This window comes from Rivularia sp. PCC 7116, assembly GCF_000316665.1.
Taxonomy (GTDB): Bacteria; Cyanobacteriota; Cyanobacteriia; order Cyanobacteriales; family Nostocaceae; genus Rivularia.
The window spans coordinates 4554658-4578925 of sequence record NC_019678.1 but is presented as its reverse complement, the minus strand read 5'-3'; the positions used below and the strand labels follow the sequence as shown (position 1 = coordinate 4578925).

At 38.4% G+C, this 24268-nt stretch carries 24 protein-coding genes; 8 read left to right on the top strand and 16 right to left on the bottom strand.

Annotated elements, in window-relative coordinates; genetic code table 11:
• Positions 1-60: 60 nt before the first annotated feature.
• From atpA to RIV7116_RS17745, 7 genes are all read right to left on the bottom strand, one after another.
• Positions 61-1581, bottom strand: a complete 1521-nt coding sequence (gene atpA, locus RIV7116_RS17775; protein WP_015119689.1) for a F0F1 ATP synthase subunit alpha — start codon at positions 1579-1581, stop codon at positions 61-63.
• Between the two features lie 220 nt (positions 1582-1801).
• The gene (gene atpH / locus RIV7116_RS17770) at positions 1802-2353 is read right to left on the bottom strand and encodes an ATP synthase F1 subunit delta (protein ID WP_015119688.1); all 552 of its coding nucleotides are present in this window, start codon (positions 2351-2353) and stop codon (positions 1802-1804) included.
• Positions 2354-2355: 2 nt separating this feature from the next.
• On the bottom strand, positions 2356-2913 hold the full coding sequence (locus tag RIV7116_RS17765; RefSeq protein WP_015119687.1) for a F0F1 ATP synthase subunit B: 558 nt from the start codon (positions 2911-2913) through the stop codon (positions 2356-2358).
• A 452-nt stretch (positions 2914-3365) separates the two neighbouring features.
• Positions 3366-3857, bottom strand: a complete 492-nt coding sequence (locus RIV7116_RS17760; protein ID WP_015119686.1) for a F0F1 ATP synthase subunit B' — start codon at positions 3855-3857, stop codon at positions 3366-3368.
• Between the two features lie 202 nt (positions 3858-4059).
• Positions 4060-4305: an ATP synthase F0 subunit C gene (gene atpE, locus RIV7116_RS17755; RefSeq protein ID WP_015119685.1), complete on the bottom strand. Its 246-nt coding sequence runs from the start codon at positions 4303-4305 to the stop codon at positions 4060-4062.
• A gap of 147 nt (positions 4306-4452) precedes the next feature.
• On the bottom strand, positions 4453-5208 hold the full coding sequence (gene atpB / locus RIV7116_RS17750) for a F0F1 ATP synthase subunit A (protein WP_044291021.1): 756 nt from the start codon (positions 5206-5208) through the stop codon (positions 4453-4455).
• A gap of 72 nt (positions 5209-5280) precedes the next feature.
• Positions 5281-5715 (bottom strand): ATP synthase subunit I, encoded by a 435-nt coding sequence (locus RIV7116_RS17745; protein ID WP_015119683.1) that lies wholly within the window; start codon positions 5713-5715, stop codon positions 5281-5283.
• Positions 5716-5952: 237 nt separating this feature from the next.
• On the opposite strand from RIV7116_RS17745, the gene RIV7116_RS37375 reads away from it, so the two are divergent.
• Complete coding sequence (locus RIV7116_RS37375; RefSeq protein ID WP_256380819.1) at positions 5953-6078, top strand: hypothetical protein; 126 nt, start codon at positions 5953-5955, stop codon at positions 6076-6078.
• A gap of 179 nt (positions 6079-6257) precedes the next feature.
• Here the strand turns inward: RIV7116_RS37375 and RIV7116_RS17740 are convergent, their stop codons facing one another.
• Positions 6258-7439 (bottom strand): class I SAM-dependent methyltransferase, encoded by a 1182-nt coding sequence (locus RIV7116_RS17740; RefSeq protein WP_015119682.1) that lies wholly within the window; start codon positions 7437-7439, stop codon positions 6258-6260.
• A gap of 399 nt (positions 7440-7838) precedes the next feature.
• Here RIV7116_RS17740 and RIV7116_RS17735 point away from each other — a divergent pair, with 399 nt between their 5' ends.
• The gene (locus RIV7116_RS17735) at positions 7839-8933 is read left to right on the top strand and encodes a response regulator (RefSeq protein ID WP_015119681.1); all 1095 of its coding nucleotides are present in this window, start codon (positions 7839-7841) and stop codon (positions 8931-8933) included.
• 276 nt (positions 8934-9209) lie between these two features.
• Complete coding sequence (locus tag RIV7116_RS17730; RefSeq protein WP_015119680.1) at positions 9210-9941, top strand: hypothetical protein; 732 nt, start codon at positions 9210-9212, stop codon at positions 9939-9941.
• A gap of 75 nt (positions 9942-10016) precedes the next feature.
• On the opposite strand, the gene RIV7116_RS17725 is transcribed toward RIV7116_RS17730, so the two are convergent.
• The 7 genes from RIV7116_RS17725 to RIV7116_RS17695 all read right to left on the bottom strand — a co-directional run bounded on the left by RIV7116_RS17725 (position 10017) and on the right by RIV7116_RS17695 (position 15892).
• Positions 10017-10496, bottom strand: a complete 480-nt coding sequence (locus tag RIV7116_RS17725) for a GNAT family N-acetyltransferase (RefSeq protein ID WP_044291018.1) — start codon at positions 10494-10496, stop codon at positions 10017-10019.
• A gap of 159 nt (positions 10497-10655) precedes the next feature.
• The gene (locus tag RIV7116_RS17720) at positions 10656-12068 is read right to left on the bottom strand and encodes an MFS transporter (RefSeq protein ID WP_015119678.1); all 1413 of its coding nucleotides are present in this window, start codon (positions 12066-12068) and stop codon (positions 10656-10658) included.
• A gap of 401 nt (positions 12069-12469) precedes the next feature.
• Positions 12470-13306, bottom strand: coding sequence for an anti-sigma factor domain-containing protein (locus RIV7116_RS17715; RefSeq protein ID WP_015119677.1), 837 nt, complete (start codon positions 13304-13306; stop codon positions 12470-12472).
• 2 nt (positions 13307-13308) lie between these two features.
• Positions 13309-13920 carry a sigma-70 family RNA polymerase sigma factor gene (locus RIV7116_RS17710; protein ID WP_015119676.1) on the bottom strand — a complete coding sequence of 204 codons (612 nt, stop codon included), beginning with the start codon at positions 13918-13920 and terminating at the stop codon, positions 13309-13311.
• A gap of 1 nt (position 13921) precedes the next feature.
• Positions 13922-14734 (bottom strand): cytochrome c biogenesis protein CcdA, encoded by an 813-nt coding sequence (locus RIV7116_RS17705; RefSeq protein WP_015119675.1) that lies wholly within the window; start codon positions 14732-14734, stop codon positions 13922-13924.
• A 72-nt stretch (positions 14735-14806) separates the two neighbouring features.
• Complete coding sequence (locus tag RIV7116_RS17700; protein ID WP_015119674.1) at positions 14807-15286, bottom strand: hypothetical protein; 480 nt, start codon at positions 15284-15286, stop codon at positions 14807-14809.
• An 87-nt stretch (positions 15287-15373) separates the two neighbouring features.
• Entirely contained in the window at positions 15374-15892 is a 519-nt protein-coding gene (locus RIV7116_RS17695) for a thioredoxin family protein (RefSeq protein WP_015119673.1), read from the bottom strand.
• A 1053-nt stretch (positions 15893-16945) separates the two neighbouring features.
• Here RIV7116_RS17695 and RIV7116_RS17690 point away from each other — a divergent pair.
• The 5 genes from RIV7116_RS17690 (at position 16946) to RIV7116_RS17675 (ending at position 22335) form a co-directional block, all read left to right on the top strand.
• Complete coding sequence (locus tag RIV7116_RS17690; RefSeq protein WP_015119672.1) at positions 16946-20365, top strand: phycobilisome rod-core linker polypeptide; 3420 nt, start codon at positions 16946-16948, stop codon at positions 20363-20365.
• A 153-nt stretch (positions 20366-20518) separates the two neighbouring features.
• Entirely contained in the window at positions 20519-20692 is a 174-nt protein-coding gene (locus tag RIV7116_RS35900) for a hypothetical protein (protein WP_157229296.1), read from the top strand.
• Positions 20693-20782: 90 nt separating this feature from the next.
• Positions 20783-21268, top strand: a complete 486-nt coding sequence (gene apcA / locus RIV7116_RS17685; RefSeq protein WP_015119671.1) for an allophycocyanin subunit alpha — start codon at positions 20783-20785, stop codon at positions 21266-21268.
• A 63-nt stretch (positions 21269-21331) separates the two neighbouring features.
• On the top strand, positions 21332-21817 hold the full coding sequence (gene apcB / locus RIV7116_RS17680; protein ID WP_015119670.1) for an allophycocyanin subunit beta: 486 nt from the start codon (positions 21332-21334) through the stop codon (positions 21815-21817).
• 314 nt (positions 21818-22131) lie between these two features.
• Positions 22132-22335, top strand: a complete 204-nt coding sequence (locus RIV7116_RS17675; RefSeq protein ID WP_015119669.1) for a phycobilisome linker polypeptide — start codon at positions 22132-22134, stop codon at positions 22333-22335.
• A gap of 151 nt (positions 22336-22486) precedes the next feature.
• On the opposite strand, the gene RIV7116_RS17670 is transcribed toward RIV7116_RS17675, so the two are convergent.
• Positions 22487-23812, bottom strand: coding sequence for an alpha-amylase family glycosyl hydrolase (locus tag RIV7116_RS17670; protein ID WP_015119668.1), 1326 nt, complete (start codon positions 23810-23812; stop codon positions 22487-22489).
• Positions 23813-24268: the final 456 nt, after the last annotated feature.

The window sequence follows — 24268 nt, the reverse complement described above, 5'->3', positions numbered from 1 at the left end:
CCATCAACCCCTCTCCTCCTACTCTTTACTGTTCACTGTTCGCTGTTCACTGCTGACTGTTTACGCTGTTGCTAAGAAGGTCTTCTTGTATTCGCTAATCGCTTCTTTTAGCGCTTTTTCTTCGTCTTCACCAAGGACTTTCTTTTCTTCAATTCCTTGCTTGTATTCAGTTTTGTTGTTCTTCAAGTATTCTTGGAATCCTTCAACAAAATCTGTAATTTTATTAACTTCGATATCACTTAAATATCCGTTAAGACCCGCATACAAGATTGCAACTTGCTCGTATACTGCACGTGGTTGGTTTTGTGGCTGCTTTAAGGTTTCCCGCAAGCGTACACCTTGTGCCAGTTGGTCTTGAGTCGCTTTATCTAAGTCAGATGCGAACTGCGAGAATGCTTGCAATTCGTCAAATTGCGCTAATTCCAACTTCAATTTACCAGCAACTTTCTTCATTGCTTTGGTTTGAGCAGCAGAACCCACGCGGGATACGGAAATACCGGGGTTGATTGCGGGACGAATACCGGCGTTAAATAAGTCGGAAGATAAGAATATCTGACCGTCGGTAATCGAAATTACGTTTGTAGGAATGTAAGCAGATACGTCACCAGCTTGGGTTTCAATAATTGGTAACGCGGTCATGCTACCTGCTCCAAGGTCGTCGCTGAGTTTTGCAGCGCGTTCCAACAAGCGGGAGTGGAGGTAAAATACGTCTCCAGGATATGCTTCACGACCGGGTGGACGACGTAGTAACAAGGACATTTGACGGTAAGCTTGTGCTTGCTTGGTCAAATCGTCGTAAATAATTAAGGTTGCTTTGCCCTTATACATAAAGTATTCAGCAAGAGCAGCACCAGAATAAGGAGCCAACCACTGCAATGGTGCGGGTTCGGAAGCACTCGCTGCTACCACAATGGTGTAATCCATCGCGCCATTGTCTTGTAAAGTTTGAACTACGTTCGCAACGGTAGAAGCTTTTTGACCGATCGCAACGTAAACGCAAACTACGTCTTCTGACTTCTGGTTAATAATGGTGTCAATTGCAATTGCTGTCTTACCAGTTTGTCTGTCACCAATAATTAATTCGCGCTGTCCCCTTCCTACAGGAATCATCGCGTCAATAGCGGTAATTCCGGTTTGCATTGGTTCGTGTACGGAACGACGTTGAATGATACCGGGAGCCATCGACTCAATCAAACGACCTTCAGAAGTTTGGATATCACCTTTACCGTCGATCGCTTCACCCAAAGCATTAACAACTCTGCCAATCATGGCATCGCCAACGGGTACCTGAGCAATTTTACCAGTAGCTGTAACGGTACTACCTTCTTGAATTTGGCGACCGTCACCCATCAATACTGCACCAACGTTGTCTTCTTCTAAGTTAAGAGCAACACCAGCGGTACCATCTTCAAATTCCAACAACTCGCCAGCCATAGCTTTTTCCAAGCCATAGATACGAGCAATACCGTCACCTACTGACAATACGGTACCAACATTCGCAACTTTGACCTGTTGGTCGTATTGCTCGATTTGCTGTTGGATAATGTTACTAATTTCGTCTGGTCTAATGCTAATTGCCATTTTTTTATCTTCTTTCTTACAATACGGAAAAGAAACCTAAGTAATGAGTTATGAGTTCTGGGCTATAAATTTTTAGTTATGAGTTATGAGTTCTAAGTTTTCAGTTTTCAGCTTTTTGTGGTTTCACCAGTTAGCCTCAAACTGCGGCATTAAATCCTTAATTACTCATTCCTCATTCCTAACCTTTAATTCCTCACTTCTAACTCCTTACTCCTAACTTTTAGCTTTTCAAGTTCAAAGATAAGCGGCGTAACTGACCCCGTAAACTGGAATCAACAACTTGAGAACCTACCTTAATAATTACGCCACCAATGATATCGCTATCAATAGTACTGTTTAACTCGACCTCGCGAGCATCAGTCATTGACTTAACTTTTTCCTTGATTGTCTGCTGCTGTTCGTCTGTAAGGGGAACGGCAGAAATAACTTCGGCTAATACTGTTTGATTTAGTTCTCGCAACTTTGCCAAATATTCCTCGGCTATATCCTCTACCAAGGTAATTCGCCGTCTATCTACCAACAGCATTAAGAAATTGCGGAAAATTGGGTTAGTGTCGTCGCTGAGTATCTTGCTAATAACACCCTTTTTATCTTCACCGCTGATAAACGGGTTAGCAAAAAAGTTTTGCAGGGGTTGGCTTTCTTTGATTAAGTTCAGTAAAGAACGTACATCAGAGTCAAACTTATCTGCAACGTTGTTTGACTGCGCTATAGACATAAGCGCTTCGGCGTAAGGACGCGATACTGCTGCGGTTGCTGTATTCTTTGCCATAATTAACTCCCTAATTGCGCGATGCTACGATCAACTAATGTATGCTGAGCATCGTCGGCAATTCCACCACGGAGTTGCGACTCTACTTTTTCTAAAGCCTGAGCGACTACGCGCTGTCGCAATTGGTTAATAGCTTTATCTCTTTCTGTATTCAAATCTGCTGCTGCTGTCTGCTTCATTCTTTCCACATCAACAGCGGCTTGTGCGAGTATTGATTCTTTCGCTTTACCAGCATTTTCTTGTGCCGCTTGCTTAATTTTTTCGGCTTCTGCTTGGGCTTGAGCCAATTTATTTTGTTGTTCGGCTAAAGCAGTTTGTGCATCGTTGGCACGTTTTTCAGCAGCTTTAATTGCAGCTTCAATTTTTTCGCGACGTTCTTTTAAAGAACCTCCTAAAGCTTTACGTCCAAAAACGAATAAAACTACAAAAATAATTGCCAGGTTAATCAAGTTAGTATCTAAGATATTGGTATTAAAACCAAAACCTTCGTGACCTGCTTCTTCTACTAACTCACTTCCGACGGCGCTGGCTTCCGCCATCAATATTAAGAATGTCCCCATGTTGTTATTTCATCCACTATTGCGCTGCCTTCAGCATAAAAAATTACGATGCAATATCGTTCAAGCATCTATAAATCTAAATCTCTCTATAACCAAAAAACTAGTAGTAACTTACTTTTTTTATAATTCGTAATTAATCAATTTTTATTTTAAGTAGGGTGTTGGATAAAATCTAAAGTTGCTCGACTTTTTTTCAAAAAGAGAACAACCATTCAATCATGCCAGTTGCCTTACAAGGGGGAAACCTCTTTCGGGTTTAGCAGTCGCTCAACTTGGGAAAACCCCAATATTTTTCTGCTTTACCAATACACAGTGGCTCCAAAATCCAAAATCTAAAATTGAATCCACCCTTTACATATATATGGGGTAATAATTACGAATTACAAAATAGTAATTACTGAATTTGAGCCAAGCAATTTTACAAACTTTCTCCATTCTTTTCTTGAAGTTTGTTAGCGCTGTGCTGCTAAATCCGCTCCTAGAAGCTTCTCTAATATTTGGCGAGAGAGACCATCAACTTCTTTCTCTAAAGAAGCAAAAGCCTGCTGTTTTTGTTGCTCTATTTCTTGAGCAGCCTGTTCTCTTTGTCCTTGCGCTTCTTGTTGAGCAGCTGCTACTTTCTCGGAAGCAGTTTTCTCGGCTTCTGCTTGAGCATCAGCAATTACTTTTTGCGCTTGTCTTCTTGCACCTGCTAATTCTTCTTCGTACTGCTGCGCTAATTTTTCTGTTTTCGTTAAGCGCTCTTTTGCTGACAACTGATTGCTACGGATATACTCGTTCCGCTCATCAATTGCTTTTCCTAGAGGCTTGTAAAAAATCGCGTTCAGAATTAAAGCTAAAAGTAGAAACTGGATCGCCATCAAAGGAAGAGTTGCATCTATATCAAACAGACCACCTTCTTTCGCGACTTCTTCTACTGCTAATAAAGTCGTCCAATGAATCATATTGTTTGCTCCAGCTTTTACAAGTTATGAGTCATGAGTTATGAGTTACGAATTATAAGTTATTAGCTAAGAGTTATTAGTTAAAAGTCCTGAGCTACTAATTAATTATTAACTCTTCACTATTAACTCTTTACTCCTAATTCCTAACTGTTAATTCCTAACTCCTAACTCCTAACTTTTATTTGTTTTCTCAGTACTTAAACTATGAGAAGGGGTTAGCAAACAATAGCACCAAGGACACAACCAAACCATAGATGGTTAGTGCTTCCATGAATGCCAAACTCAACAGCAAGGTACCGCGAATTTTGCCTTCTGCTTCTGGCTGACGAGCAATACCTTCTACAGCTTGTCCAGCAGCGTTACCTTGACCGATTCCAGGTCCGATAGCAGCTAAACCAACAGCTAGAGCAGCAGCTAGTACGGAAGCAGCAGAAACTAATGGGTCCATGATAAATTTCCTTGGTTTACTTAATAGAATTGGTTTTCAATTTGAAATTTGTTAGTTGCTAGTTGCTAGTTGTTAGTTGTTAATGATTAATGAATAATCCGCCACATCTAACTTCTAGTTCTAATAACCAACGGATTATGGGGAGTTTTAATGTTCCCCTTCTTCAGCACCGTGGTGGTCTTCCAACGCTTCACCGATGTAAGCAGCCGCCAAGGTAGCAAAAATTAGTGCCTGAATAGCGCTGGTAAATAAACCCAAAGCCATTACAGGTAGTGGCACAAATAAAGGTACCAGTAAGACTAATACTCCTACAACCAGTTCATCAGCCAAAATATTACCGAACAAACGGAAGCTTAGAGAAAGAGGCTTTGTAAAATCTTCAATTATCTTGAAGGGCAACATAAACGATACCGGCTGAACGTAGTTGCCAAAGTACCCTAAACCCTTCTTGCTGAACCCAGCGTAAAAATACGCCAATGATGTCAACAATGCTAAGGCAATAGTTGTATTGATGTCACTAGTTGGAGCAGTTAATTCGCCTTCAGGTAACTCTATCAACTTGAAAGGAACAAGTGCCCCTGACCAATTTGACACAAAAATGAACAAAAACAAAGTGCCTACAAATGGCACCCAGGGGCGATATTCTTTCTCGCCAATCTGGTTTTTAGCCAAATCTCGAATGAATTCGAGGGCATACTCCATTAAATTCTGTATACCACTCGGAATCCGCTTAATATTACTGCTTGCTAACACGGAAACCAGTACCAGCACGGCAATTACAAACCAGGAAGTTAGAAACACCTGTCCGTGTAATTTTAAGTTACCGATTTGCCAGTACAGATGTTTTCCTACTTCCAATTCTGCAAGAGTCACAGAATTGAAAGCACTCAGAAAATCTACCATTTTGCTGACCATTACTACGTTTCGACCATATTAACTGGATAGTTCGCTTTTTTGTTGTTATCCAGTTTTATGCTAGTCAGGATTGAATGCCACTCGAATCACGTAGATCATCAGCGTTGCTTTATAGGTTAAAAAGCCTAAAAATATAGGCAGTATTTCCAATTGATTCCACTTTCCTGCGAGCAAAATCAACAACACTATTAAAGCCAACCGAGTTTTACTCAGTTGTTGCTTTTCTCTACCCAAGCGCTCAACATCTTTTGCTAACATCCTCAGATAAACTAAACCCGCACAAGCTCCAATCAAATAATTTAGAGCAATGTTTAAGGAATAAAATATCCAAACAGAGATGAAAATAACCCCTGTTAAAGCAAGAGTAATAACTAACAACTCTTGATAGAGTTTGTAGAAATCTTGCATCGGATCTGGTTCTGCATTCTCAGAACCAGTTTGAGCATTTTCTATTGTCGAAGGTGCGGATTCAATCGTATTATCTGACAAGCTCACGAGACTTGAAACCAGTACAGAAGTTTGATGTTGACTGCAAATCCAGTCAGTTGAATCATATCACGGTTGGGTAACATTACTTTAGAAAAAAACAATTAACTTCTTGTTACCATAGACCATCACTCAACTAACCGTTTACGTTAATTTTTCGACACATTTACAAGCATAAACAACATTGGCGAAGAAAAATCGTAGTAAAAAGTACGGGACTACACGGATGACAAACCCCAGATTAATATGTTTACCCGAAGCTATCAGATTCGACATTCTTGGAGAGAAGACGATAGCTTGCAGAAAAACGCTTATCCAGGATTTTATCTCCGAATTTATAGGATTGTCATGAGCGATATTAGCATTTGGTAAAGGTTTAACTGTTAACTCGGAACAGTCTCGGATTGTTAATGAGTAATGGGTAATGGGTAATTGCAAGAGGGGGAAGAGTGGGGAGAGGGGGAAGAAAGAAGAAAATAATTAGTAACTCGCCACTCACTGCTCACTGCTCACTGCTCACTGCTCACTGCTCGCTGCTCACTGCTCACTGCTCACTGCTCACTGAGCATTATTAATTGTTGTTTCTGAAGTTCTTTGATTTTTTCTAAGTCCAGTTGAACGTGATTCAAAATTTCTCTTACCGTTGATTTTCCGTTGCAAGCTTGCATAAATTCAATCTCGGTTTCTGACAATCTGATTAGCTGATAGTCGTAATTAAATATGCTTGATGCGGGAAATCCATCTATGCAAGGGTTTAATTCTGGGATTGCTGCTAATATTACATTTTCATCAGCCCAACTGGCTTTTTCTAAAGGTGGGCGACTAAGAAAAAATTCGTAGTGGCTAATATCTGGATCTAATAATTCTATCAGTCTGAAACGTTCGCGTTCCCCTAATTGTTCTGCTCTTTGAATTAATTCTGGTGCTTTTCCTAAAAGTCTTTCTAAATTCCAGTAGTTGGGATTAGAAAAACCGACAAAATCTAAGCCGGAAGCATCAATCAACTCAAACAAAGTTTCGATATTGTAATCAATTTCTTGGGGATGAACGTACATATCGGCGAAATTTTCATCGCGTTGATTTTCTAAAGCCCATCTTTCTTTTTCTCGTTTGACTATGCGATTGTTTTCTGGCAGAGAATCGAAAATTTTTCTTCCGACGCTGACACCATCGCGATAATCGCCACGTTTATTACCTTGAAGTAAGGAAATAGCCTGCTGCATTAAACGAACTTCAAAGCGCCCCAATTCAGCATATACAAAAATATGCATCAAACCACCAGGTGCTAATTTTTTTGCTAAAGCTTGAATACCGCGAATTGGTTCTGATGTATGATGCAAAACCCCCACACAGTTAATCAAATCGAATTCGCCAGGTATTTTTTCAACGTCGAATAAGCTCAGATGATGAAATTCAGCCCGATTTGCACCGGAGCGCTGACATCTTTCTTTAGCAACATTTAGCGCTCCTTCGCTCAAATCAATACCTACGACTGTTGCTTGCGGATTTAAATGAACTAAATATTCCGTTCCGACACCAGTACCACAACCAGCATCAAGAATACGAATATTTTGTTTTTGCGGTTTTCTTCCCGTACAAAAATTATAAGCAGCCAACCAATTCCAGCGCCAATTGTAACCTGGTGGCGGTTCGTCAAGTAAAGGTTCTGGGGGAAAGGGATAAGTATTGTAGAGATTCGCGACGGTTTTACTAACGGATTCTAAATCGGACATATTAAATATTCGAGAATAAACACATTATTAATGAGTTTATCGAATAGCTGTAGCATTTTTATTTTTCCCTATTTAGCTCTGATAGTAAGTCGTGCCTGCATCTTTCTTATACATCAATATCTATAAATGCTTATGGATGAGCATTAACCGGCATCGTCTAGTATCAAATATTACTTTATTACTAAGTACTTATGGTCAACATAGCTTATTTAAATAAGTAGTTAAGGACAACAGTAATATCTTGATACAAGATAATCAAAATTATTATTCGATTTTTACTTTATATTTAGGCTTGCTAGTTCATACCAAACTTACATAAAAAATAAGAGTATTCCCTAATTCTATTTCTTTATCGTCAACATTAAAATTGTATCGTTTGAGTTAATAATCTAACTAAAAATGAACAAGATTTTGGTCGTGGAAGACGATATTAATTTGAGAGAAAATCTTTTAGACTTATTGGATGCCGAAAACTTTGATACAATCGCAGCAAAAGATGGTCTGATTGGATTGGAACTAGCAAATCAAGAAATCCCAGATTTAATCATTTGTGATGTGAATATGCCAGAATTAGATGGCTATAGTTTATTAAGTAAATTGCGGCAAAATATTGTTACTTCCACAATACCTTTTGTTTTTTTAAGTGGGAAATCGGATAAAAAGGATTTTCGTCAAGGGATGAGATTGGGTGCTGATGATTATCTAACAAAGCCTTTTACAAAAGATGAATTATTAGAAACTATTAAGTGTAGATTAGAAAAACAATTTACCCTCCAGAAAAAATCTCAACACGAGTTGCACGAATTACGACAGAATATTACCCTTGCACTACCCCATGAGATGCGAACACCGTTAAATGGAATCTTAGGTTTTTCACAGATACTTATAAACGAAAATGAAACTCTAGAAAAGCAAGAAATTTATGAAATGGCAGAAGGTATTTATAAATCGGGTCATCGTCTCTTAGATTTTACTCAAAGGTTCTTATTATATGCAAAGCTTGAGTCTATAGCAACAGACCCCGAACAAATAAAATTAATACAATCTCAAAATACTTATTTTCCCATCGATTCATTAATTTCATTGATTAAGAAAAGAGCTAGCAAAGTTGAGCGAGAAAAGGATTTAAAAATATTTTTTAATTCGACCTGTAAAGTTAAAATAGCAGTAAATAGACTTTATACAATTATTGAAGAACTGATTGATAACTGTTTTAAATTTTCTGAATCTAATACAAGTATTTCTGTAAGCAGTGCGATTGAGAATAATTATCTAATTCTATCTTTTAGTAATTATGGTAGAGGTATGAGTGCTTCAGAAATTAGAAATTTAGGAGCCTATAGACAATTCAATCGCCGTGTTTATGAACAACAAGGTTCTGGATTGGGTTTAAGCATCGTCAAGCGTTTAGCTGAATTACATCAAGGTAGCCTGAATATTCAAAGTAACCCAGGTGATAAAACAACTGTACAAGTAAAGCTACCATGCATCTAGTTAATTATGAATCAGGCAAAAGCATAAATACTCACTATATTTATATTTAGTATATGTAGGGTGATATTTTTTCTAAATTATTCATTGAAGCAAAAAATTGAATTTGAGAAAAAAATAGGGTTTATCAGTAATTCAAGTTATTACAATATAGAATTGCCACAAGAAAACTTTTAAAATCAAGAATAATATAGTCTGTTAATTTACGTATAAATAATGTAACCTTGTAGGTTCAAACTAAAGTTGTTAAATATTTTTTGTTCTTTCAGGTTAGCTGATATGCTTAGATTAAAATCTGCTTCTCTATATTTATTAGGAATTATCGGATTAAGTTTACCAATTTCTATTTCTTTAAATTTAAATCCCATACAACCAGCTTATGCTTGTTCTCCAGCACCTGGAAGTAAACCAGCAACTATTGCTCAAAGAGTAAACAAAACCCCTATTGTTTTTCAAGGAGTTGTAAGAAGAGTCAAAGGGGATACTATTGTAATTTACGTTAAACGATATTTAAAAGGCGCTGGACCGAAACTTGTAAATCTTAAAGGATTTAATCAAACTTCCTGCGATAATTTTATTCAGAAACCGGGAGGTAATTTTATATTTTTTGCAGAGAATCGAGGCAAGCAACCTTGGAATGCAGTTTATGATGGTGCTTTTGGATCGGTACGCTCTTGGGATACTAAAACTAGGGAAGAGTTAAGGGAATTGGGATTGATTGGTAAAAAAGTTAAAAAAGATTCTAAATGTGCTTTTGATAGTAGAAAAACTGTAGATACTGTTGAAAATAAAGTTGGTAAAGTAAGAAGAATTCACGATAGGCTTTATATTATTGTGAGTGAAGAGAATCGCAGTCGATTTGCTCCTTGTAATTTTCCCGATGAATTAAAAAAAGATGGTTTAATGATTCGTTTTAGTGGAGATGTGAAAGAAATTTATCCAAACGAACGTTGGGCTGCTACTTTGTTTAAGTTGAGTGATTATAAAGTTTTGGATGCGGAAGATAAATAAAAGTATTGATAGCAAAATGAAAGATTTAGAAATCCGGTTTTTCATAAAAACTGGGTTTTTCAGTATCTAAAATTACTAAGCTTCCAAAGTAAAAACCAAGAAATCCATACCATCTTGCTTTCGTTTAAATTTCTGAACTTGTTTAAAACCAGCTTTTTTATATATTCTTATTGCTTGCTGGTTAAATTCAGCCACCGTCACGCGAAATAAAGTTGTTAAAAAATGACTTTTCGCAAAATTATATACAGCATTTATTATCCGAAATGTGATTCCTCGTTTGCTCAAATTTGGACGTATACCAAATCCAACATCTAAAGCTTCAGTATCGTAATTTCCACCTTTAACTCTTGCATCTGTACCAAAGCAACAATAAGCAATTAATTCATTACGATTATTGAAAATACTGTAGTACGCATTTTTAGGGTTCAAAAACTCTTGTACGGTTTCTTCAATTTCAGAAGGATTATAATTATAAAAATGTAATGATTCATCATAGCGCCAGTTTAAAATGATTCTGGCGCTTTTTTCGTTCATTGGTGAGAAAAGGTAAGACATTTATTTCATTATTGAATATATGGATTCTCGGTTGATTGAGGTACATGTCGCAAACCTCACCCCGTCCTCCGGACACCCCTCTCCTTAATAAGGAGAGGGGAAATAACTATAACTATTACTATTAATATTCCCCATTCTCAATTACCAATTACCAATTACCTATTTTCTTCTTTCTTTTAGTTTTAAAACAATTTCCTCATGCTTAGATTGAGTAATTGGGTAAAAGTAAGCTATAACCAAACCGATAATTAAAATTAAAGTTGGTATGGGACCAATGATTAAGCGAATTGCCCATAATGCTGATTCTGGCTGTACTGGTGGTGCTTCAGTGGCTACTGAGGATATTAATCCCGACCAATCTAATATTTTACCTACTAAAAATATCGCTGCTGCAACACAAAGTTTTTGCGTTTGTACAACAAATCCGTAAAAAATTCCTTCTCTACGTTGTCCGGTATTTAATTCATCTAAATCGACTACATCCGGTAACATTGCATAAGGTGTAATATAAGCAACTGAAATACCAATTCCTGCCATAACTGACAAGATGTACATTAATGTGGTTTGTCCCGGTTGCAGAAAGAAAAATCCTGCTTGAGCAATGATTGTTCCTGGTATACCCATACAGTAAATAGCTTTTTTACCAATTTTTTGTCCCATGATGCTCCAGAAAGGCATTAAAATTAATGCTGTTCCTTGGATTGTTAAAGCCATTTGAGTAAAATGAGTTTTTGGTAATTGCATCCAGTCTACGACGAAGTAAGGTAAAACTGCTGCCGTTACTTGGGTTCCCAACCAAGAACAAAGATAAATTCCAACTACGCAAAGAAATGGTTTGTTGCTTAAAACTATTTTGATTTGTTGTAAAAGTGGTTCTGATGGTTCGTGCTTAATTTGTTCTCGTTGATTTTGAATGATTTTATAGCGTTTATAAGTTCCCCAAACGCACAAATAAACTGCTAAAAATGATATTAAGCTAGCAATACCAGCCATGTAAAAATAGCTTTGGGGTGCTTCAAAAATATCTAAAATTATTTGAGCTAAAATTAAAGCAAATATACTACCACCAATCGCAAAAGCCGACCTAAAACCAGTCACATTGGTGCGTTCGTTGTAAGTTGTAGTTAATTCCGCTCCTAATGTAGAGTAAGGAATCCATACGGAACTAACAGCTGCATAATAAATTATAAAAATAAGATTGTAATAAGCAAATTTTAGCCATTGATTTGCTATTGGTGGAGTAAACCAAAGTAAGCAAAAAGATATTACAAGAGGAATTGCACCAATCAGCATCCAAGGATACCGTCTACCCAAACGAGAACGAGTTTTATCGCTTAACCAACCAATTAAAGGGTCATTAATTGAATCCCAAGCTTTACCAACTAATATTAAACTACCAGCCAAACTTGCATTCAATCCGGCAACATTAGTAAAAAAATAAAGTACGAAGAATACTAAGATATTGTTCGGAATCGCTCCTCCTAGTTCTCCAGCACCATAGGCTATTTTTGTTTTGAAATCTAATTTTTCTTGATGAGAAGAAGAAGTTGCTGGTGGAGAAGAGTTATTCATTACGGGGGGGAATTTTTATAAAAGTTACTTTTGCCCCGCATATTATCTTAGATTGTATTTAGAGTAAAGTTAACTTCAGAAGTAGATAATAGAGAATAGGGAATAGGGAATAAGGAATAGAATTAAGAAGTTGTTTGTTTTTACTTTTGTTTCCCAGGGGTTCCAAACCCCTGGCTAATAGTGAAAGTCCTATAAATAGGACTAAAAACATATAATATAAAAAAATGTATTGCAAAATTTAAAATATTTCAGTTTTCTTGCAAAAGATGTAAAAACTTTTAAAGGTTTATATAGTCCTATTTATAGGACTTGTGCTATTAGACTGGGATTTGCAATCCCAGTCGGGTTAAAACAAAGCTGAATAATATGATATCTTCATTTCTGTTCTCTCTTTCCCTTCTTCAAATCGCTCTAGAACCTTTTATAACTGTTTCTCCTACTGGTAAATCAAAACCTTCTTTTGGCTCGACAGTGACAAAAACTTCAGTAGTATTTCCCCATTGTTTCAAAGGAATTTTTTGCAGAACTTTACCTTGAGAATCCGGATTGAATTTTGCACATTTGACTTTTTTCCCATCAACAAAAGCCCATAAGCGATACACTTTATCTTCTGGTAAATCGGGTAGCTGTTTCAAAGTTAATATTGCAGCTTCAGAGTTGGGTGCAATTACTAAACTACCGGAAGACGAAATATCGGGAGTAATACTTTTGAGTGCTAGTAAACGGTTATTAGGTTGTTTGAGTACGGATAAAGCTTCTTGATAGCGAGATAATTCTTGCTGTGTTTTGGATAATTCAGCTTGCAAGCGGTAATTGGATAAGTCGGTTTCTACTTTTGCAAGTTTTTGGTTCAATCGATAATTAAAAAATCCCAAACTCGCGATTATTCCTACTGCTGCTATTCCGGCTATTTTTAGCCAGGGTTTGGAGGAAGGGAGGGGGAGAGGGGGGGAGGGTGAGAGGGGGGGAGATGTTTGTGTATTAGTTTCTACGGTGGTTAATAAATCCTTTTCGGCTGCTTCGAGAATTTGCGATCGCAATCCTTCAGATGGTTTAGTTTCGGGTAATGATAGGGGAAACAGTGCTAAAGTTGCCTGCAAGCTTTCGACTTCACATGCTAATTCTGGATAAGTTTCTAAATACTGTTTTACTAATGCTGCTTCTTCTGGGGTTAAATCGCTCAAAACATAACCTGTTATCAAAGCTTCCCAGTTTGAAGGTAGTTCGAGGGGTTCCATGATTAATCTACTAAATCCTTTAATAATTTTCTCAGTTTCAAAAGTCCTTGGCGGGTACGGGTTTTTACAGTTCCCAAAGGTATATTTAGTTTTTCGGTGATTTCTGATTGGCTCAATCCTTCGTAGTAAGCCATTTTTAGAACTTGCTGCTGGTTTTCTGGTATTTCCTCTAAAGCTTTACCGATGATTTGAGAAACTTCTCCCAAAGAAACCTTTTCCATCAAATTACTTTCACTATGAGTCGGAGTACTGCGCTGACACCTTTGTAAAAGCTTCTGTTGAGTAGACTTTTGATGCAACCGATTAATTGCTCTACTTCTAGTCATTGTCAGCAAATAAACAATCATCTTTCCGCGATTGGGGTCATATTTAGCACTGCGCCAAAATGCCAAAAAAATTTCTTGTGTTAAGTCCTCAGCTTCGCTTTTATCCTTTAATATTCGTAGAGCCAGACGGTATACAGCCTCGCCGTAGCGGTCATAAATAGCACCTAATGCGGATAAATCTCCCGCTTGCAATGCTTGGAATAATTCAGCTTCTGTCTGGTTTGATAAACTCATATCCGAATCAGATTGCAACCTACTTGGTTTTTTGGTATGTGTTGCTACATTCATATCAGAAAAACCATTTAATGCCCGTAACCAAATAAAAGCCACCTGCTAAAATCAAGGCACCGCTTCCCAAACGAATAATCCATTGGGATTTAGTCAACAATACTTGTCTTTGCTTTACTAATCCTGTAAATAAGCTAGCAAAAAATATTACCGCTGTATATCCGAGAGCATAACTTATCATCGTTACCGTACTCAGAACTTGAGAACCACTAGCCGCAGCGGTTGCGAGTACCGCGAAAAGCACCGGAGAAGCACAAGGAGAGGTAACTAGAGCAAACGTTAAACCAGCACCAAAGGGACCTGGAACGGGTATGCGTACCTGTTTTTTAGGTAAAGGCAAATGAAATATTCCCGCAAAACTCAACCCCATCAGCAGAATAATTGCACCAACTACAACATTAATGTATCCGCGAAAATCCACCATTACAGATGAAGCGAAAGCTGCAAATAATCCGAACAAGCTGAATATACTTACTGCTCCTAAAACGAAAAAGCTGGCTTTAAAAAATGCATCTTTTCGAGATTCTATATTTAGGGTTCCGATATAGCTGAGATTAACTGGAAGCAAAGATAAAATACAAGGAGAAATGCTAGCAATTAAACCGCCAATAAAAGCAATAGGAATTAGAAGAATAGGACTAGTTGAATTTTGATTTGCTACCCATTTATGATAGGGAGCTTCTAACTGTCTGACTAAATCTTCTAAATTGTAATACAAGTTTTGAAAATGGCTTCCGAAAACAACTATAACGATTGTTCCCAAGCAAAGAAATGCTAATAGATAGAGATTGTTTGATTTTAATTTATGTTTCATAAATTTTAGGTTAGAAATATAGTAATTTAGAGACGCTGCACTGCAACGTCTTTGAATCAGAAGCGAATTCTTTCAACTTGCATCCGGAACGTCAATTATAGCTGTACCAACAGGAATTCTTTGAAGTAAACCTTCCTGCTGAACGCTTAATTTATAAAGTAACGTTTCACCCTTGATTGATTCAGTGTCAATTGCTGTAAATCTTATTTTTAATGTATTTCCAGGTTCTACACTCTCAGTAAAAGTAAGTAAAACCAAATTTTTATCTTGTTTAATTTCAGTTTTAATTTCTTTACCAGACTTATCTGTAATCTTCATATTCCCTAAATCATCCATTTGCTGGGGAAGAATAATTTCTAAGTCTTTAATAGGTAATGTCCCCGGACTTAATTTAATCAAAAATCTATCATCATCAGCAACAGACCTGGTAATTATAGGAGTTGTAGTCTGTTTATTTATTAAAGCTTTATTAGCTAATACTGTTTCAGCATTTACAAAAGAAGTACTAGCGATAAATAAAGTTGTGAATGTTGCAAAAAAATAATTTTTCATTTGGCATCTATTTGATTATCGATTCCTTTTAAATACAAACTAGATGCCAAATTGGATTTATAAAAAAAGAAGTTTTTCAGGAAAAAATTAATTAGTTATCTGTTGCTTAGTTGTATCTAAAGCTGCAACATAATCGGCTTTATTTTGATTTTTTTGAAATAATTCAACTACTTCACCAGTCGCTGGATTCATTACAGCAACAGTAGCGGTTTTAGCCTTATATTTAGCAAATACATCTGACAAACCTAACTCTTTAGCTTTAGCCTCAGAAGCTTCAGTAGTTTTTTTGTCTGTAACATCAAAAACGACGAAATTAGCTGTATCACCATACTCCTTCTTTAAAGCTTCCAAAGTAGGTTTAATTTTCTTACATCCAGCACACCAATCTGCATAAATATCCACAACCACCGGTTTACCCTGTAACTGTTGCGCTAATCCTTGAGTAGCTGATGATGCAGCTGTAACTTCTTCTGTTTGTGGTTCACTAACACTAGCGCTATTGTTATCGGTAGCGTTGCTACAAGCTGCTAAGGTCGTCATAATACCAACAGTAGCTGCTAGAGTTAGAGCTTTGATAGTTTTAGTTTGAGTAAAGAAGTTCTTCATTTTGATGTCCATCCGAATCGAGCTTTATTTATATACAGAGCAAAAGCCGAAATGGATTTAATGTAGATAAAAAAATTAAAAGAACGGGCAGGATGCTTGTCTCACAAGATTTATAGCTCTCACCCTCGAAGGGTGGGGCTACAATTGCAAAGCTCACCGTAAGGTGGGCTATGAAAAACAAAGATTTTTAAGTCCACGTTAGCGTAGAGTTGGACTTCGTATGTGTAGCCTGAAGCTGCTGTGGCTGTATTTAATGGTTTTAGAAATGATTTATTAAATACCAGGACTTACGCAATTGTCACAGTACTCGGATGGTGCGTGACACTGAAAAGCTTATTACTACGTTCAACATTACTCAAAGTGTCACGGCACCCTACAACAAAATGTGCCGCTTGCGTAAGTCCTAAATACTTTGAAAAAATACAGTTCGGGGAAAGAATTGATTGCAAGAGGTTTTGAATTGGATGTTGTATTAGCTGCGGAGATTAATGTTAGCGATTGCGTGCCAGTTTTTACCGATAATGCTTATGTGAGGCTGAACTGAAATTAAGTGCGATCGCCTTTTCACAAATTCTCTTAAAGCCACCGAGGACAATACTAATACACTTAAATAAAAACTTATTTATCGAAAAATATTTTGTTATTTAGGGCTGTAAAAAATATCTATTATTAACAAAGTGCTTTTTCGGAGGCAGAGTCTCTTGGTAAGGTTTCCCAGCCAGAGATTGGAAGTTAATTGGTGCATGACGCTGTAACATACGTTACCAGACCTCATCATGTTTTTTTTAAAGCGTCACACACCATACAGTTTTTAATTCCTTATGCCCAATCCCCAATCCCCCATGCCCAATTCATAATTAATGGGATTTTGACATACTTCTTAACAAATACCCCGATAGAACTCAAAACATTCTAATCTAAAAGCTAGTGGGTTAATTTTTTGGCAGTCTTGAAGGCAACACGGTTAACGTAAAAACACACCGCTCCTTGAAGCCTAAAGGCAATCCAATATACGCACACGCGCTTATATCAGATAGGAGTTTAAGAAATCACATGAGTGTTAAGGCAAGTGGTGGAAGCTCGGTTGCACGTCCGCAACTATATCAAACTCTAGCTTTATCAACTATTATTCAAGCGGAACAGCAAGACCGTTTTTTGGGTAGTGGTGAATTAAAGGAATTAAATAGTTATTTCGCTTCGGGTAAGAAGCGTTTGGAAATTGCTCAGACTTTAACTGAGAATTCCGAAATTATTGTTTCTCGGGCTGCGAACCGGATTTTCGTCGGTGGTTCGCCGATGTCTTTCTTGGAAAAACCAAGAGAACCCGAACCAGCTATGGCTATGGCTATGGCTACTGGTGATGAAGAATCTCCCGATATGCGGAGACAAATGGAATTGGGAACCGTCACTTACGTGGAATCGAAAGGCGGATTCTTGGAAAATTTACGTTCCATTTTTAATTCTTCTCCTAGTGGGCCTACACCTGCTGGGTTCAGACCGATTAACGTTTCTCGTTACGGTCCAAGCAACATGTCCAAGAGCTTACGGGATTTGTCTTGGTTCTTGCGTTACGGTACTTATGCCATCGTAGCTGGCGACCCAAATATCATTGCCGTAAACGTGCGGGGATTGCGAGAAATTATCGAAAGAGCTTGTTCTGGTGAAGCAACAATTGTAGCTTTGCAAGAAATCAGAACTGCTTCAATTTCTTATTTCCGTAAAGATCCAGAAGCCACAGCGATTGTGACTCAGTACATGGATGTTTTGGTTAACGAATTCAAAGCAGCTACTCCTTCAACTAAGAAGCGTCAGCGTCCAAGTGGCGACCAACAAGGTTTACAACTACCGCAAATTTACTTTAATGCGGCAGAAAGACGACCCAAGTTTGTCATGAAACCTGGTTTGTCGGCTATGGAAAAAGATATGGTCGTCAAAGGTGCTTATCGACAAATTTTTGAGCGCGATATCACCCGTGCTTATTCTCAGTCGATATCTTACCTGGAATCTCAGGTCAAAAATGGCGATATTTCGATGAAAGAGTTTGCCCGTCGTTTGGGCAAATCTCCTTTATATCGCAAGCAATTTTATGAACCTTTTATTAATAGTCGCGCTCTAGAACTTGCTTTCCGTCACTTTTTGGGACGGGGACCTTCTAGCCGCGAAGAAGTACAAAAATACTTTGATATTATCTCCAGAGGCGGTCAAGCAGCTTTAATTGATGCTTTGGTTGATTCTAACGAATATGCCGATTATTTTGGAGAAGAAACTGTACCTTACCTCAGAGGTTTGGGACAAGAAGCTCAAGAATGTCGCAACTGGGGTCCTCAGCAAGATTTGTTGAGATACAGCGCTCCTTTCCGCAAGATTCCGCAGTTTATCACAACTTTTGCTGCTTACAATCAACCATTACCAGACCAGCATGTTTATGGTTCCGGTAACGACCCCTTGGAAATTCAATTCGGCGCAATCTTTCCCAAGGAAACCAGAAATCCTAGCAGCAGTCCCGCACCTTTCAGCAAAGATACCAAGCGTATCTTGATTCACCAAGGACCTGGAATTAATAACCAAAACAGCAAACCTCAAGCTCGCGGTGCATTCCCCGGTACTTTAGGTGCAAAGGTATTTCGCTTAGACCAAGTTCCCAGCACTTTAAGTAGAGGAACTGGTCAAGGTGCTAGCGTTAAGTATTCTGAAAGCAGTACTCAAGCAGTTATCAAAGCTGCTTATTTACAAGTCTTTGGTCGCGACGTTTACGAAGGACAGCGTTTAAAAGTTGCGGAAATCAAATTAGAAAACGGTGAAATTACCGTCCGCGACTTTATCCGCATGTTGGCGAAGTCGGATTTATTCCGCAAAATGTATTGGACATCGCTCTACGTTTGTAAAGCAGTAGAATACATTCACCGTCGCTTATTAGGTCGTCCTACCTACGGTCGTCAGGAAAATAATAAGTACTTCGATATTTGTGCTAAGAAAGGTTTCTACGCATTAGTAGACGCTTTTATTGATAGCCCAGAATATGTTGAAGCATTTGGTGAAGACACCGTTCCTTACGAGCGTTACTTGACTCCTCAAGGTGTATCTTTACGTCAACTACGTACAGGTAGCATCCGCGAAGATGTTGGTACTCAAGTTCAGAAAGAAGAAACACCAATGTTTGTCGAGCTTGGTACAGTTGAACAAAAACGTACCGAACCAGATATCCAGTCTCGGATTAACCAAGGTGTCAGCAAGCAACGCGAACAGCGTAAAATCTTTAAGTTGGTAGCAAACACCAAGAATAAAGTAGCTGTAGAAAGTCTCATCAAAGCTGCTTACCGTCAAATTTTCGAGCGCGATATTGAGCCATACATTGCTTCTTCTAGCGAATTCAAGAACTTAGAAAGCAGATTGGGTAATGGTGAAATTAACGTTAAAGAATTCATCGAAGGCTTGGGTTGTTCCAGTCTATACCTCAAAGAATTCTATACTCCCTACCCCAACACTAAAGTAATTGAGCTAGGAACTAAGCACTTCTTAGGACGCGCACCTTTAGACCAGAAAGAGCTAAGAAAGTATAACCAAATACTTGCTACTCAAGGATTGCGTGCTTTCATCAATGCAATGGTGAATAGCGAGGATTATACCCAAGCATTTGGTGAGGACACGGTTCCTTATAACCTCTATCAAACCTTACCTGCGGCTAACTTCCCCAACAGCCAAACCTTATACAACCGACTCACCAAGCAAACCAAGGACATTGTTGTTCCCAGCTTCGAGCCGGTTAAATCCAAGATGCAGGTTGCTCAAATGCCATTGACGGGTAAAGCAATTGCAGATATGGCTGCTAAGGCTCGCGAAATCGATAAGAGCAGACCGCTGTTTATTCAGTTGGGACGCTCCTTCAACGATGGTAGAGGACAGTCAGTAGAAGTTGGTGTGGGAACAAGCCGTCGCAAGCCAGCACGGATTTTCCGCATGACTACTATGGCTAACCAAGCCGAGAAGCAACAGGTAATTGATGCTATTTACATTCAAGTAATGGATGTATTTAGCGGTCAAATTCCTTCATACTTCCGTCGTAGCGATTTAGATAGTAAGTTGAGAAACGGTGAAATTTCTGTCCGCGAGTTTATCCGCACTTTAGCTAGTTCCGAAGTTTACCGCAAGCGCTTTTACACCCCGTATCCCAATACTAAAGTGATTGAATTCCTATTCCGTCACATATTGGGACGCGCACCAGCTACCCAAGCTGAAATTCGTCAGTACAACAAATTATTAGCTGATGATGGTTTAAAAGCTGCTGTAGAAACAATGGTAGGTACCGAAGAGTATTCCAGATTCTTCGGTGAAGACGTAGTACCTTATCCACGCTTCCCATCCTTACCAGCAGGTAACTACATTGGTAGTGTCAAAGCCGCAGCTGACTTAGTTAAGCAATCGTGGTCTAGCTTATCTCCTGCCATACTTACCGGACGTTATAACGAACGGTAATCCAGGTCAAAGGTTAGAGGTTAAAGGTCAAATTGGGAATAGGGCATAGGGCATGGGGCATTGGAAAGAGTTGGGAATTAGGAGTTAAGAATTAAAATTCTCTTTGTCTCCTTGTCTCCCCCTCTACCCCCTCTTCCCCCTCTCCAATGCCCAATGCCCAATTACCAATTACCAACTACCAAAACAGTCGAACATGAAAATAAATGTTACGAACTGTTAAAAAGAGTTATAAATACTCAACGAAATATCGGAGAATGTTTTCTGTGGATAATTGAGTTTCCAAGTTTGGTACTGGTGTTTACTCAAACAGGCTCGGAATGTACTTGAAGTTCCGAAGTAAGAAAACTCGGTTATTGTTTTTTTTTAACACCGTTTTGAAATAAACTCAGGTTTCATTCGTATTGGAGGAATCCTTTTATGAGTATCGTCACAAAGTCCATCGTTAATGCTGATGCAGAGGCTCGTTACCTCAGCCCTGGCGAATTAGATAGAATTAAAGGTTTTGTTACAGGCGGCGAGAAGCGTTTGCGGATTGCTCAAATGCTAACCGAAAATCGCGAGCGCATCGTTAAGCAAGCTGGCGACCAATTGTTCCAAAAGCGTCCTGACGTTGTATCTCCTGGCGGTAATGCTTACGGTCAAGAAATGACCGCTACCTGCTTGCGCGATATGGATTACTATCTACGCTTGGTTACCTACGGAATCGTTGCTGGTGATGTTACACCCATCGAAGAAATCGGTATCGTAGGCGTTCGCGAAATGTACAAGTCCCTCGGAACTCCTATTGATGCAGTTGCCGAAGGCGTTCGCGCTATGAAGAACGTTGCTACTGGCATGATGTCTGCTGAAGACTCTGGCGAAGCTGGTTCTTACTTTGACTATTTAGTAGGTGCGATGCAGTAGGGCGAATTATCGAAACCCTATAACATCTCCTTGTAAAAAAGTTGGAAATAAGGAAATAATAAAATGCAAGACGCAATTACTTCTGTCATCAATTCTTCAGACGTTCAAGGTAAGTACCTCGATACCGGCGCTATGGAAAAGCTCAAGGGCTATTTCCAGACTGGTGAATTGAGAGTACGTGCTGCTACCACCATTGCTGCTAACGCTGCTGCAATCGTTAAGGAAGCTGTAGCTAAGTCCTTGTTGTACTCTGATATCACCCGTCCCGGTGGTAACATGTACACCACTCGCCGTTACGCTGCTTGTATCCGCGATTTGGACTACTACCTACGTTACTCCACCTACGCTATGTTGGCTGGCGATCCTTCCATCTTGGATGAGCGTGTATTGAACGGTTTGAAAGAAACCTACAATTCCTTGGGCGTACCTGTTGGTGCTACCGTACAAGCTATCAATTCCATGAAAGAAGTTACTGCTAGCTTGGTTGGTCCCGACGCTGGTAAAGAAATGGGCGTATACTTCGACTACATTTGCTCTGGCTTAAGCTAGTAGCATTTTTAGGATTGCTTGAGTTAAATCTTGAATTATTTCATGAATTAGTTTAAGCATGACTAATGATGATGGTCTGGAAATCAGTCATGAGTGCTAGGAAGTTCGATGGCTTATTGTTTCAGAATTTGAATCAAAATTTGAGATGATATGTGTTGGCTATCTAGTATTGATGATTGATTCCCAGCCTCGCAATAAAGACCTAAAGATTTACTCTTTTTGAAATAAATAATAAAGAAATTCAGAATTTAGTGATTTCTGGAATTCCTCTAATAAAAAAATTCTCAGTTACTACAATTAGGAGATTTAATCCCATGCGGATGTTTAAAGTTACTGCTTGCGTTCCCAGCCAAACTAGAATTCGTACTCAACGCGAACTTCAAAATACCTACTTTACCAAATTAGTTCCTTACGAAAACTGGTTCCGCGAACAGCAACGCATTCAAAAAATGGGTGGACAGATTGTTAAGGTAGAACTAGCTACCGGAAAGCAAGGTATGAATACTGGTTTAAAGTAGACATTAATATAAAAAAATAAACCAATAATAATATTTTGGGAGTTCCGAAGAGGTCAGAGAAGACCTCTTTTTTGTATGTATTTTAAGAAGGAAAACTTATTAGAAGCCTTTGTTAAAATACTGATATTGCGGCAGGTTAAAGCTTCGCAAACTAATCTGCCAGCCACATTTGGGCGGTTCTGGGAGGAACATAGAGAGTAAAGCGATCGCCAGAAAGTTTCATCTCATGTTGGTGAATAAAATCTTGATAGTTACCTGGATTTTTTAAACCCCAAGTATTAAATTCAACCCAATTCTCCGTTCCACCTTTATTAATAGCAACAATTCCCATATTTCCTCGACGGAAGACTAATACAGTATCGCTTTCGTATAAGATTGCCATTGGTTGTCCGCGAACAGCATTATGGAAACGAATCATCTTGAGCAGATCTACCCGTTCGGTAATCTTTGTCCATCTATCTGTGTCTTCAGGATGTTTCTCGACTGATTCATTATGGTCAGAAAATATTAAAGGAACTCCTCCATCTTTTCCTAGGATATAAGCATAAGCCAAATGCTCATCGTGTCGATCTAACAACCAACTGCGAAAACCATCGTTATAGGGAATGTCATGATTAATAACAAAAGTGACTGCCCGATACCAAGGCAGGGCATTGCCCTCAGCTTCGGGACGAGCTAGTCTTCTTAATGAGCCACCAAAACCAAACGCCTCTCTAATAGTTTGGAATAGAGGAAAATCGTAGGCAGATATCCAAGTTTCTTGAAGAAAAGGATCGATAAAAATATTCTCATCGTCATCGCTACCAGTTAAAACTTCGCCGAATAGATACTTAGAAGCTATTTCGTCGCGATCGGCAAAATTATCAATCATCCTTTCCGTTATGTGTTTGATTGCATCAATCCGAAAACCATCAAAACCCATATTTGCTAGGGCAATAAACATATTTCGTTGTTGCAATAAAACCCAAGGTGAATCGTTGAGATCGGGCAAATTGCTTAAACTGCCATATATAACTCTATTTCGGTTAGACCATTCATGACCTTGAATATTGCCAGTTTGATTAAAATCCCAAGGCGAGAACAGACCTTCGCTTAAATCACCGTATAAAAGATTATCTTCAAATGTTGGATCGGTTCTATATTTCTCAAGTTCAGCTTCACCTGGAAAATTTAATCGATCCGCTCTATTTTCATTAGCCATATGATTAATGACTATATCGGCATAGACTCGAATTTTGGGTTCAGTCTGATGACATTTCTCAATCAAGTCAAGGAGTTCTTGTTTTCCTCCTAAATGAGACAAAAGAACTCGATAATCTTTCGGTTGATAACGTTGCCACCATTGGTCGCCATTTTTATCTGAGTATAAAGGCGGAGGAATTAGGATTGCACCATAACCAATATCATGAATTTTATCGACTGCATTGATAATATCTTTGTATTTCCAATTAAAAGCATGAAAGATTACGTCGCGCATGGTTTTATTTGTATTTTTTGCTCTAAATTTGCACTGGAGAGTGGTGTTGATTACTGACTCCGTTGATGCTTTAATTTACGCTGATAAACTCGAAGATGCTTAAAGTAACCTACTCTGGATTATTACTACAAGTTCATCTTCTTGGCGTTGCTGATTAAAAGTATGCCGAAGCCCCCCAACCCCCAATACTGGGGGAGATAAATCATTTCAAGTCCCCCAGAATTGGGGGATTTAGGGGGCTAGTAAATGTTAGAAAAACAAATTCATATTTCAATTCAGCAATACCATCTTCTTAGGTAGCAAAAGCATCATATCCATAACAACCGTACAGCACAAGTAATTAAGAGTGTCACTCCTATTACAAAATAAAAGTGTGTTATATCCTCGCATAGGAGTATTCGACCTTTACCTCTTCCCCTTTAACCAAAACTAATTTATAAAGTTTTGATGAAGAAT